This is a genomic window from Pseudomonas sp. SDO5532_S415 (genome assembly GCF_054071155.1).
Genome location: NZ_JBSVWS010000175.1, coordinates 1 through 11,982 on the forward strand (window position 1 = coordinate 1; position 11,982 = coordinate 11,982).

The 11,982-nt window shown below is 59.5% G+C and carries 10 protein-coding genes; 7 read left to right on the forward strand and 3 right to left on the reverse strand.

Going from position 1 to position 11,982, the window contains the following annotated elements; genetic code table 11:
* Positions 1-132: 132 nt before the first annotated feature.
* The 3 genes from nadE to ACW9HW_RS25520 all read right to left on the reverse strand — a co-directional run bounded on the left by nadE (position 133) and on the right by ACW9HW_RS25520 (position 3,304).
* Positions 133-960: an ammonia-dependent NAD(+) synthetase gene (gene nadE / locus ACW9HW_RS25510; protein ID WP_095192112.1), complete on the reverse strand. Its 828-nt coding sequence runs from the start codon at positions 958-960 to the stop codon at positions 133-135.
* Between the two features lie 4 nt (positions 961-964).
* Entirely contained in the window at positions 965-2,188 is a 1,224-nt protein-coding gene (gene pncB / locus ACW9HW_RS25515; protein WP_095192111.1) for a nicotinate phosphoribosyltransferase, read from the reverse strand.
* 204 nt (positions 2,189-2,392) lie between these two features.
* On the reverse strand, positions 2,393-3,304 hold the full coding sequence (locus tag ACW9HW_RS25520; protein WP_457402065.1) for a LysR family transcriptional regulator: 912 nt from the start codon (positions 3,302-3,304) through the stop codon (positions 2,393-2,395).
* Between the two features lie 175 nt (positions 3,305-3,479).
* On the opposite strand from ACW9HW_RS25520, the gene amaB reads away from it, so the two are divergent.
* The 7 genes from amaB to ACW9HW_RS25555 all read left to right on the forward strand — a co-directional run bounded on the left by amaB (position 3,480) and on the right by ACW9HW_RS25555 (position 11,864).
* Positions 3,480-4,970, forward strand: a complete 1,491-nt coding sequence (gene amaB / locus ACW9HW_RS25525; protein WP_457402066.1) for an L-piperidine-6-carboxylate dehydrogenase — start codon at positions 3,480-3,482, stop codon at positions 4,968-4,970.
* 157 nt (positions 4,971-5,127) lie between these two features.
* Positions 5,128-6,411, forward strand: coding sequence for an L-pipecolate oxidase (gene amaA / locus ACW9HW_RS25530; RefSeq protein ID WP_095192108.1), 1,284 nt, complete (start codon positions 5,128-5,130; stop codon positions 6,409-6,411).
* A 364-nt stretch (positions 6,412-6,775) separates the two neighbouring features.
* Positions 6,776-7,909 (forward strand): ABC transporter substrate-binding protein, encoded by a 1,134-nt coding sequence (locus ACW9HW_RS25535; protein ID WP_095192107.1) that lies wholly within the window; start codon positions 6,776-6,778, stop codon positions 7,907-7,909.
* 171 nt (positions 7,910-8,080) lie between these two features.
* On the forward strand, positions 8,081-8,995 hold the full coding sequence (locus ACW9HW_RS25540; protein ID WP_095192106.1) for an ABC transporter permease subunit: 915 nt from the start codon (positions 8,081-8,083) through the stop codon (positions 8,993-8,995).
* A 3-nt stretch (positions 8,996-8,998) separates the two neighbouring features.
* Positions 8,999-10,282, forward strand: coding sequence for a high-affinity branched-chain amino acid ABC transporter permease LivM (gene livM, locus ACW9HW_RS25545; protein WP_095192105.1), 1,284 nt, complete (start codon positions 8,999-9,001; stop codon positions 10,280-10,282).
* A complete protein-coding gene (locus ACW9HW_RS25550; protein WP_095192104.1) occupies positions 10,279-11,151 on the forward strand; it encodes an ABC transporter ATP-binding protein in 873 nt (290 codons plus the stop codon). The genes livM and ACW9HW_RS25550 overlap by 4 nt, the downstream gene beginning before the upstream one ends.
* Positions 11,148-11,864, forward strand: a complete 717-nt coding sequence (locus ACW9HW_RS25555) for an ABC transporter ATP-binding protein (protein WP_095192103.1) — start codon at positions 11,148-11,150, stop codon at positions 11,862-11,864. Before ACW9HW_RS25550 ends, ACW9HW_RS25555 begins: the two co-directional genes overlap by 4 nt.
* Positions 11,865-11,982 lie beyond the last annotated feature (118 nt).

An 11,982-nucleotide genomic window follows, 5' to 3' on the forward strand; every position in this document is an offset into this window, starting at 1 on the left:
ACAGGTTTAGCACCGTCAATGTGGGAGCGAGCCTGCTCGCGAAGAGGTCATCAGCATCAACACATGCATTGGCCAAGGAAAAAGCCCGCTGAAGATCAACGCTTCAGCGGGCTTTTTTCATTCATTCACTCATCAAGGCGCAAACGGCATCACACGCTTGTGATGGGTCTTGTTGTACGTGTTGCAAATGATCTTGAACGCTTCCTCGCGCACCGGCTGCCCATGCAAGAAGGCGTCAATTTCGGCGTAGGTCACGCCGTGGGACGCTTCGTCCGGCTTGCCGGGAGACAGATCTTCCAGATCGGCGGTCGGGACTTTCTCCACCAGTGATTCCGGCGCGCCGAAGCTGCGGGCAATTGCCCGGACCTGATTCTTCACCAGGCCACTGAGCGGTGCCAGGTCGCAAGCGCCATCACCGAACTTGGTGAAGAAACCCATGACCGCTTCCGCCGCGTGGTCGGTGCCGATCACCAGGCCCTGGGCCGCACCGGCGATGGTGTACTGGGCGACCATGCGCATCCGCGCCTTGGTATTGCCGAGTACGAAGTCCACCGACACCGCGTGCTTGCCTTCGAACGCTGCGACTTCATTGGCCAGTGACTTGACCGCCGGGCCGATATTCACGGTATGACGTTCGTCCGGCTTGATGAAATCCACCGAGGCCTGGGCATCGTGTTCATCGAACTGGGTTTCGTAGGGCAAGCGCACGGCGATGAATTTGTAATTGTCGTCACCCGTGCGATCGCGTAACTCGCGCATGGCACGCTGGGCCAGCAGGCCGGCGGTCAGGGAGTCGACACCGCCGCTGATGCCCAGCACCAGGGTCTTGAGCCCGGAATTGACCAGGCAGTCCTGGATGAAGGTGATCCGCCGGGCGACTTCTGCCTCAAGGGCGGCCTCGTCGGCGAACGGCGGTTGGACCTTGAGCTGCTCAGCAATCTCACGCTGTACGGCTTGCATGAATTCACTCCTTGCCAGGTAGGCTTGATGGGGCAGGTACTTGGAAAACGTGTCGCAAATAGGCGACGAAATTCGGGTCTTTGCAGTGAGTCTTGCCAGGCTCGTCGGAGATCTTCGCCACCGGCGCGCCGTTGCAGGCGGTCATTTTAAGCACGATGCTCATCGGTTCGACACCCGGAATATCGCACGTCAGGTTGGTGCCGATGCCGAAGCTGACATTGATCCGACCACGCAGTGCCCGAAATATTTCCAGGGACTTGGGCAGGGTCAGGCTGTCGGAGAAGGTCAGCGTCTTGCTCATCGGATCGATGCCGAGCTTGTGATAGTGGGCAATGGCTTTTTCTGCCCAGACCACCGGATCGCCGGAATCGTGGCGCAATCCGTCGAACAGCTTGGCGAAAAACAGATCGAAATCGCCGAGGAAGGCATCCATGGTGATGCAATCGGTCAGGGCGATTCCCAGCAGGCCGCGGTACTCGCGCACCCAGCAATCGAGGGCGGCGATCTGGCTGTCGATCAACCGCGGGCCGAGTTGCTGGTGAGCCATGATCCATTCGTGGGCCATGGTGCCCAGCGGCTTCATATCCAGTTCCCGGGACAGGTGCACGTTGCTGGTGCCGACGAAGCGTCCAGGGAAATCGTGCTTGAGCACGTTCACCACTTCTTCCTGCACGCGGTACGAGAAGCGACGGCGAGTGCCGAAATCGGCGACCTGCAATTCGGACAACTCGTCGTTGCCGGCGTTGGCGGCCAGCCAGTCGAACTTGCGGTAGAGCTGCTCGCGGGCCTGTTCCAGGACGATTTCCGGGTAGCGATAGCGGTTACGCACTTCACTGACTATCGCCAGTATCGGCACCTCGAAAAGAATGACGTGCAGCCACGGGCCACGCAGGCGGATGAACAACTCACCGTTTTCGATCCCGGTGTGGATGTAGCGCAGGTTGAAGCGAAACAGCCCGAGAAAGCGCAGGAAATCCGGCTTCAGGAAGGTGATGCGCTCCAGAAAGCCCAACTGATCGGGACTCAGGCTCAACTCTGCCAGGCGCTCGATCTGGAAGCGGATCTCCGGCAGGTACGGGCGCAAATCTTCACTGTTACGGCAACGAAACTCCCATTCGACTTCCACGTTCGGGTAGTTGTGCAGCACCGCCTGCATCATCGTCAGTTTGTAGAAATCGGTGTCGAGCAGGTTCTGCACGATGCGATCGGCAAACACACTCTCGCTCATAACGGGAATCTCCAGCGTTGCAGCGGTATTGAACATTGGCACTAGTGGCGCATATCAATGGTGAGGATTGCCAGCGTTTTTTTGGCCGCAACAAACCCTTGTGGGAGCGAGCCTGCTCGCGAATGCAATCTGTCAGTCGACATTGATGTTGTCTGATACTCCGCCTTCGCGAGCAGGCTCGCTCCCACAGGTATTGGGGAAACTCTAAATACGGAGGGCATCCGGGCTATCGATCTGCTCCAGCATCCACTTCACAAAATCCCGCACCTTGGGCACTTCCGCCGAATGTTCCGGGTACGCCAGGTAATAGGCATCAGTGCTGGGCATTGCATGCTGCCAGGGAATGACCAGCTTGCCTTCGGCCAGTTCTTCTTCCACCAGAAACCGTGGCAATAACGCCACGCCACAGCCGACTTGCGCGGCGCGGATGCACATATAGAAAGTTTCGAAACGCGGGCCGTGGTAGCTGTGTTCGGTGTGGTAGCCCTGACTGTCGAACCAGTCATGCCAGGCCTGGGGGCGGGAGGCGTTTTGCAGCAGGACCAGGTCGGTGAGTTGCGTAGGGTCGGTGAAGGGCTCGGCGGGCACGCTGCCGGGGGCACATACCGGAACAAGCTCCTCACTGAACAGTTTCAGGCATTCGGTGCCGGGACGGGAACCCTGGCCGAAGTAGAATGCCAGGTCGCTGCGACCTTGCAGCAGATCATCAGCCTCCTGCTCGCTGCACAGATCCAGATGGATCGACGGATGGCGCAGGCGCCAGCCTTTGAGCCGTGGCACCAGCCAGCGCGCACCGAAGGTCGGCGGTGTTGAGACACGCAGGACTTCTGTTTCACCGCCGTAGGAACGCAGGTAATGGGTCGACATTTCGACCTGCGTGAGGATTTTTCGTACCTCGACCAGGTACAAATCGCCCGCCGGAGTCATCTGCAGGCGGCGGCGCACCCGACGAAACAACAGATGCTGCAACAGCTCTTCGAGTTGCGCGACCTGTTTGCTGACGGCGCTCTGGGTCAGGTTCAACTCTTCGGCGGCCCGGGTGAAGCTCAGATGCCGGGTCACGGCTTCGAAACACTGCAGGGCAGCGATCGATGGCAGGTAGCGTTTGTTCAGCATGGGCGGTCCTTTGTTCTTGTCTCTTTATTGCCAACAATGCACAGCATGAATAAACGGAATGATATCTCTCTTAAAGGTCGTTTGTTGAGTAACCTGCGGGGCGCTAAAACTACAGGTCTGATCAGTCGTGTCCGCGCGGCTGCACACGTACCGTTTTTTGCTTGAGGAGTAACCCATGGTTGCCGCATTGCTTGATCGTCTTGGCGTGAACCCGGCCCTGTACCAGAACGGCAAAGTGCCGGTGCATTCGCCCATCGACGGCAGTCGAATCGCCGCCGTGAACTGGGAAGGTGCCGCTGAAGTCGAGCAGCACATCAGTCGCGCAGATCATGCGTTCGAACTGTGGCGCAAGGTTCCGGCACCGCGCCGTGGCGAGCTGGTGCGTCAACTGGGCGACATCCTGCGTGAATACAAGGCCGATCTCGGCGAGCTGGTGTCCTGGGAAGCCGGCAAGATCACTCAGGAAGGCCTGGGTGAAGTTCAGGAAATGATCGACATCTGCGATTTCGCCGTCGGCCTGTCCCGCCAGTTGTACGGTTTGACCATTGCTTCCGAGCGTCCTGGCCACCACATGCGTGAAACCTGGCATCCGCTGGGCGTCGTCGGCGTTATCAGCGCCTTTAACTTCCCGGTAGCGGTCTGGGCCTGGAACGCCACGCTGGCGCTGGTCTGCGGCAACCCGGTGATCTGGAAACCGTCGGAAAAAACCCCGTTGACCGCACTGGCCTGCCAGGCGTTGTTCGACCGTGTGTTGAAGAACTTCAGCGATGCACCTGCGCACCTGAGCCAGGTCATCATCGGTGGTCGCGACGCCGGCGAAGCGCTGGTCGATGATCCACGTGTCGCGCTGGTCAGCGCCACCGGCAGCACCCGCATGGGTCGCGAAGTGGCGCCGAAAATCGCCGCGCGTTTTGCCCGCAGCATCCTGGAACTGGGCGGCAACAACGCAATGATCCTCGGCCCAAGCGCCGATCTGGACATGGCTGTACGCGCGATCCTCTTCAGCGCCGTCGGCACTGCCGGTCAGCGTTGCACCACGTTGCGTCGCCTGATTGCCCACGAATCGGTCAAAGAAGAAATCGTTACCCGCCTGAAAGCCGCGTATTCCAAAGTGCGCATCGGTCATCCGCTGGAAGGCAACCTGGTCGGTCCGCTGATCGACAAGCAAAGCTTCGATAACATGCAGGACGCACTGGAGCAGGCGCTGAGCGAAGGCGGCCGGGTATTCGGCGGCAAGCGCCAGCTGGAAGACAAATTCCCGAATGCCTACTACGTTTCGCCGGCCATCGTTGAAATGCCGGAACAGAGCGACGTGGTCTGCCACGAAACCTTCGCGCCGATCCTGTATGTGGTCAGTTACACCGACTTCAACGAAGCGCTGCGCTTGAACAACGCCGTGCCGCAAGGCTTGTCATCCTGCATCTTCACCACCGACGTGCGTGAAGCCGAGCAGTTCATGTCGGCGGTGGGCAGTGACTGTGGTATTGCCAACGTCAACATCGGCCCGAGCGGTGCTGAAATCGGTGGCGCGTTCGGTGGCGAGAAAGAAACCGGCGGTGGTCGTGAGTCGGGCTCCGATGCATGGCGCGGGTACATGCGTCGTCAGACCAACACTGTGAACTACTCGCTGGAGTTGCCGTTGGCCCAAGGCATTACGTTTGACTGATATTTCAGCCAAACAGTGATCCCCTGTGGGAGCGAGCCTGCTCGCGAATGCTATCTGTCAGCCGACATCATTGGTGGCTGATATACCGCTTTCGCGAGCAGGCTCGCTCCCACAACTGATTTGTGTGGGTTGGTTAGGTTTCTGTTGGAGTCTGGCAATGCCGTTACGCGAAGAGTGTCTGTGGGAAAAACTGACGCCGCAAAGGCCTGACAATGCGGCGCTCAAAGGTGAGGTGAAGGCGGATGTCTGCGTCATCGGCGCCGGTTTCACCGGGCTGTCGGCGGCGGTTCATCTGCTGGAGCAGGGCAAGACGGTTTGTGTGTTGGAAGCCCATCGTGCCGGCCATGGCGGTTCGGGGCGCAACGTCGGGCTGGTCAACGCCGGAATGTGGATACCCCCGGATGAGATCGAGGCGGGGTTTGGCGAAGCGGTCGGCAGTCAGCTCAACCGCATGCTGGGCGCGGCACCATCGCTGGTGTTCAGCCTGATCGACAAGTACAACATCGATTGCCAGTTACGCCGCGAAGGCACGCTGCACATGGCGCACAACGCCCGGGGCGAAGCCGATCTGCGCAGTCGAGAAGAACAGTGGAAACGTCGTGGCGCGCCGGTCGAACTGCTGACCGGGCAAGCTTGCGAACAGGCAACAGGCACCAAAAAGATCGCTGCTGCACTGCTCGACAAGCGTGCCGGCACCCTCAACCCGATGGCTTACACAACGGGGCTGGCAAAAGCGGCCATCGGCCTTGGCGGTCAGTTGTTCGATCATTCCCCGGTCACCCGCCTCGAGCGCCAGGGCCAGCGCTGGTCGGTGCAGACTGCGCAGGGTTCGGTGGTGGCCGAGCAAGTGGTGATCGCCTCCAACGCTTACACCGAAGGCGACTGGACCGAGTTGCGGCGCAATTTTTTCCCCGGCTATTACTATCAAGTGGCGTCGGTGCCGCTGACTGAAGAGGCGGCGAAGCAAATTCTGCCCGGTGGCCAAGGCTCATGGGATACCCGTCAGGTACTCAGCAGTATCCGCCGGGATAAAGACGGTCGCCTGCTGCTCGGCAGCCTGGGCAATGGCAACCAGAAACCGACCTGGTTCCTCAAGGCCTGGGCCGATCGTGTGCAACAGCATTACTTCCCTTATCTCAAGTCGGTGGAATGGGAATGCACCTGGACGGGGCGCATCGCCTTCACGCCGGATCACTTGATGCGCCTGTTCGAACCCGCGCCCGGAATAGTGGCAGTCACCGGCTACAACGGTCGGGGAGTGACCACGGGAACGGTGGTCGGCAAGGCGTTTGCCGATTATTTGTGTAACGGAAATCCTCAAGCGCTACCCATTCCTTTCGCTCCCATGCAGCCATTGGCAGGGGTGGGGTTGCGTAGCTGTTTGTACGAGGCCGGTTTTTCGCTGTATCACGCAGGCCAGTGCCTGCGGATCGTGATCTGATTGTTGAAATTTGTTGCTGGAAGCGGCGCTTTTTCGCGCAGCGACTAGCCTGTAGTGGTGCGGGTTGTAGCAGTTGCGCACCAGCAGTGTGCAGTTCGGTGACGTGCGTTGTTACAGGCTGGTTGCACGCCGTTTGGCGCCGCGGTTGCAATGATGGCGCAGAGGGGTTGCGCCTCAAAAAATAAATGGTTTTACCTTCCGCGGTTTAGACGGTTGCACGCCCAATGAAAATGGGATCGAAACAGTCGAAATAACAATAAAGCAGCGACTTTTTTCAGAATAAAAAACCGATGGCACGGCACTTGCTCTGAGCATTCAGTGAAGTCGCAGTGCCAATTAAAAAAAAACCTTGGAGCACCACCTCATGTCCCAGACGTTTTACAAGAAAGGCTTTCTGGCCCTCGCAGTGGCAACTGCGTTGGGTGTTTCTGCGTTTGCTCAGGCTGACATCAAGATCGGCGTAGCGGGTCCAATGACGGGCGCCAACGCAGCATTTGGCGAGCAGTACATGAAGGGTGCACAGGCAGCGGCCGATGCGGTCAACGCAGCGGGCGGCGTGAACGGGGAAAAAATCGTACTGGTCAAGGGCGATGACGCCTGCGAACCGAAACAGGCTGTGACGGTCGCCAAGGACCTGACCAACCAGAAAGTTGCCGGCGTGGTCGGTCACTTCTGCTCCTCGTCGACCATCCCGGCCTCCGAGATCTATGACGAAGCGGGCATCATTGCAATCACTCCGGGTTCCACCAACCCGGCCGTTACCGAGCGTGGCCTGAGCGCCATGTTCCGTATGTGCGGACGTGACGACCAGCAAGGCATCGTGGCCGGCGACTACATCGTCGACGTGCTCAAGGGCAAGAAGGTTGTCGTGCTGCACGACAAGGACACCTACGGCCAGGGCCTGGCAGATGCCACCAAGGCGCAGCTTGCCAAGCGCGGCGTGACGCCAGTGCTGTATGAAGGCCTGACCCGTGGTGAAAAAGACTTCAGCACCATCGTGACCAAAATCCGCGGTGCTGGCGCCGATGTCGTCTACTTCGGTGGTCTGCACCCGGAAGCCGGTCCTCTGGTCCGTCAACTCCGCGAGCAAGGCCTGAAAGACGTCACGTTCATGTCCGACGATGGCATCGTGACCGACGAACTGGTGACCACCGCTGGCGGTCCGCAGTTCACCAAAGGCGTGCTGATGACTTTCGGCGCCGACCCTCGCCTGCTGCCAGACAGCAAGACGGTGGTAGACGCATTCCGCAAGGCCGGCACCGAGCCTGAAGGCTATACCCTGTATGCCTACGCTTCGGTCCAGACCCTGGCAGCGGCGTTCAACGGTGCCAAGTCCAACAGTGGCGAAAAAGCTGCCGAGTGGCTGAAAAAGAACCCTGTCAAAACCGTCATGGGCGAGAAGACCTGGGACAGCAAGGGCGACCTGAAAGTCTCCGACTACGTGGTTTACGAGTGGGACGCGAACGGCAAATACCATCAACTGGAAAAACAGAAGTGATATGAGCGGCTGATCTGCCCGGTGCCTTATGGGCCGGGCAATCCTGAAACATGTCCGTGCAGTACCTGTCTTTTCTCGTAGAGCTGCACACAACCGCATAGCGCCGGCGGCTGAACCCCGGTCCGACGCTAGCGGCTTCTGTGCAGTCTCTCAAATGCGTGAGATTGCGTTATGGATGGTATTTTCCTGCAGCAACTGGTCAACGGCCTGACCCTCGGGTCGGTCTATGGCCTGATCGCCATCGGCTACACAATGGTCTATGGCATCATTGGCATGATCAACTTCGCCCACGGCGAGGTTTACATGATTTCCGCTTACCTCGCGGCAATCAGTCTGGCACTGCTGGCTTACTTCGGTATTGAATCCTTCCCGCTGCTGATGCTCGGCACCCTGATCTTCACCATCGTCGTCACGGCGGTGTATGGCTGGGTCATCGAGCGAGTCGCCTACAAACCCCTGCGTAACTCCACCCGACTGGCACCGCTGATCAGCGCCATCGGTATTTCGCTGATCCTGCAAAACTACGCACAGATCTCCCAAGGCGCGAAGCAACAGGGCGTTCCAACCTTGCTCACAGGTGCCTGGCGCGTCGATATCGGTACTGGTTTCGTGCAATTGACCTACACCAAGGTCTTCATTCTGGTCGCAGCGTTTGCCGGGATGGCCCTGCTGACCTACATCATCAAGTACACCAAGCTCGGCCGCATGTGCCGCGCGACCCAGCAAGACCGCAAGATGGCCTCGATCCTGGGGATCAACACCGACCGGGTGATCTCCTACGTGTTCATCATCGGTGCAGCCATGGCGGCCCTGGCTGGCGTGCTGATCACCATGAACTACGGCACGTTCGACTTCTATGCCGGCTTCATCATCGGAATCAAGGCGTTCACCGCCGCGGTACTCGGCGGGATCGGTTCGCTGCCTGGCGCCATGCTTGGCGGGATCATTCTCGGGATTTCCGAATCGCTGTTCTCCGGTCTGGTGAACTCGGACTACAAAGACGTATTCAGCTTCTCGCTGCTGGTTCTCGTTCTGGTCTTTCGGCCTCAAGGCCTGCTCGGCCGTCCTCTTGTGTCGAAGGTGTAAGCGATGTCCTCAACCACTAAAAAAACCATTGATCTCAAGAAAAGTCTGGTTGACGCGATCCTTGCCGGGCTTGTGGCCCTGATCGTATTCGGGCCGATTGTCGGTGTTGTACTCGATGGCTACGGTTTCAACCTGGAATCGACCCGGGTGGCCTGGATTGTTGCCATCGTCATGGCCGGTCGCTTTGCCTTGAGCACGTTCCTGCAGACGCCCAAGGGCCTGAGAATTCTCGAAGGATTTGAATCCTCCGGCTCCGGGGTGCACGTATTGGCACCCGATTACAAATCGCGCCTGCGCTGGATCATCCCGCTGATGATCGTCATCGCCGTGGTGTTCCCGTTCTTCTCCAACTCCTACGTGCTGGGTGTGGTTATCCTCGGGCTGATCTACGTGCTGCTGGGCCTGGGGCTGAACATCGTGGTCGGCCTGGCCGGCCTGCTCGACCTGGGTTACGTGGCGTTCTACGCCATCGGCGCCTACGGCCTGGCGCTCGGTTATCAGTACCTGGGGCTGGGTTTCTGGACGGTGCTGCCGCTGGCGGCGATTACCGCGGGGCTGGCCGGTTGCATCCTTGGCTTCCCGGTGTTGCGTTTGCACGGTGACTACCTGGCGATCGTGACCCTGGGCTTCGGTGAAATCATCCGCCTGGTCCTCAATAACTGGCTGACCCTGACCGGCGGCCCGAACGGTATGTCGGCGCCGCTGCCGACCTTCTTCGGCCTCGAGTTCGGCAAACGTGCGAAAGATGGCGGTGTGCCGTTCCATGAGTTCTTCGGCCTCGCCTACAACCCCGACGTGAAGTACTACTTCATCTATGCGGTGTTGTTCCTGGTGGTGCTGGCCGTGCTGTACATCAAGCATCGTCTGGTCAAGATGCCTGTAGGCCGTGCCTGGGAAGCGCTGCGTGAAGACGAAATCGCCTGCCGTTCCATGGGCCTGAACCATGTATTGGTCAAGCTCTCGGCGTTTACCATCGGTGCATCGACGGCGGGCCTGGCCGGCGTGTTCTTCGCCACCTACCAAGGCTTCGTCAACCCGACTTCGTTTACCTTCTTCGAATCGGCCCTGATCCTCGCCATCGTGGTGCTCGGCGGCATGGGCTCGACCATCGGTGTGGTCATCGCGGCTTTCGTACTGACCGTAGCCCCGGAGCTGCTGCGTGGCTTCGCCGAGTACCGCGTTCTGCTGTTCGGCATCCTGATGGTGTTGATGATGATTTGGCGACCGCGCGGCCTGATTCGGATCAGCCGTACCGGTGTGACCCCGCGTAAAGGAGTAGCGCCATGAGCGAAGTCGTACTCAGTGTCGAAAAACTGATGATGCACTTCGGCGGCATCAAGGCGTTGAATGATGTCAGCCTGAAGGTCAAGCGCAACTCGATCTTCGCCCTGATCGGTCCCAACGGCGCCGGCAAGACCACCGTGTTCAACTGCCTGACCGGGTTCTACAAGGCCTCCGGCGGCAAGATCGAACTCAACGTGCGTGGCCAGCAGACCAACGTCATCAAGTTGCTGGGCGAATCGTTCAAGCCGACCGATTTCGTCTCACCGAAAACCTTCGCCAGTCGCCTGTTCTACAAGGCGTTCGGTGGTACTCATCTGGTGAACCGGGCCGGGCTGGCGCGGACTTTCCAGAACATTCGCCTGTTCAAGGAAATGTCGGTGCTGGAAAACTTGCTGGTGGCCCAGCACATGTGGGTCAACCGCAGCATGCTCGCGGGCATCCTCAACACCAAGGGCTACCGCAAGGCCGAAAGCGATGCCCTGGACCACGCGTTCTATTGGCTGGAAGTGGTGGACCTGGTGGACTGCGCCAACCGTCTGGCCGGTGAGCTGTCCTACGGCCAGCAACGTCGCCTGGAGATCGCCCGGGCCATGTGCACCCGTCCGCAGATCATCTGCCTCGACGAACCGGCCGCCGGCCTCAACCCTCAGGAAACCGAAGCGCTGAGCGCGATGATCCGGCTGCTGCGCGATGAGCACGATCTGACCGTGGTGCTGATCGAACACGACATGGGCATGGTAATGAGTATTTCCGACCACATCGTGGTGCTGGATCACGGCGTTGTCATCGCCGAGGGCGGCCCCAACGACATCCGCAACGACCCGAAAGTGATTGCCGCGTACCTGGGCGCCGACGAAGAGGAGGTGGTATGAGTAAACCCATCCTCGAACTCAAGGCGCTGGACGTGTTTTACGGGCCGATTCAGGCCCTGAAGAAAGTCTCGCTGCACATCAACGAAGGTGAAACCGTCAGCCTGATCGGCTCCAACGGCGCCGGCAAGTCGACCCTGCTGATGTCGATCTTCGGCCAGCCGCGGGCGGCGGACGGGCAGATCCTCTACCAAGGCGTGGACATCACCCACAAGTCGTCGCACTACATCGCGTCCAACGGTATCGCGCAGTCGCCGGAAGGCCGGCGGGTGTTCCCCGACATGACCGTCGAGGAAAACCTGCTGATGGGTACCATTCCGATCGGCGATAAATACGCCAAGGAAGACATGCAACGCATGTTCGAGCTGTTCCCGCGGCTCGAAGAGCGGCGCACCCAGCGCGCCATGACCATGTCCGGCGGCGAGCAGCAAATGCTTGCCATCGCCCGGGCGTTGATGAGCCGGCCCAAGCTGCTGCTGCTCGACGAGCCGAGCCTGGGTCTGGCCCCGATCGTGGTGAAGCAGATCTTCGCCACCCTGCGGGAGCTGGCAAAGACCGGCATGACTATCTTCCTGGTGGAGCAGAACGCCAACCACGCCCTCAGGCTGTCGGACCGGGCATATGTGATGGTCAACGGCGAGATCCGCATGAGCGGCACAGGCAAGGAACTGCTGGTCAACGAGGATGTGCGTAACGCTTATCTTGGCGGGCATTGATTCGTTGCTGAAGTATCCACAGCCCCGGCGAGCAATCTCCGGGGCTTTTTTACACCTTCAATACACTGCAAATCCCTGTGGGAGCGAGCCTGCTCGCGAAAGCGGCGGCACAGTCAAT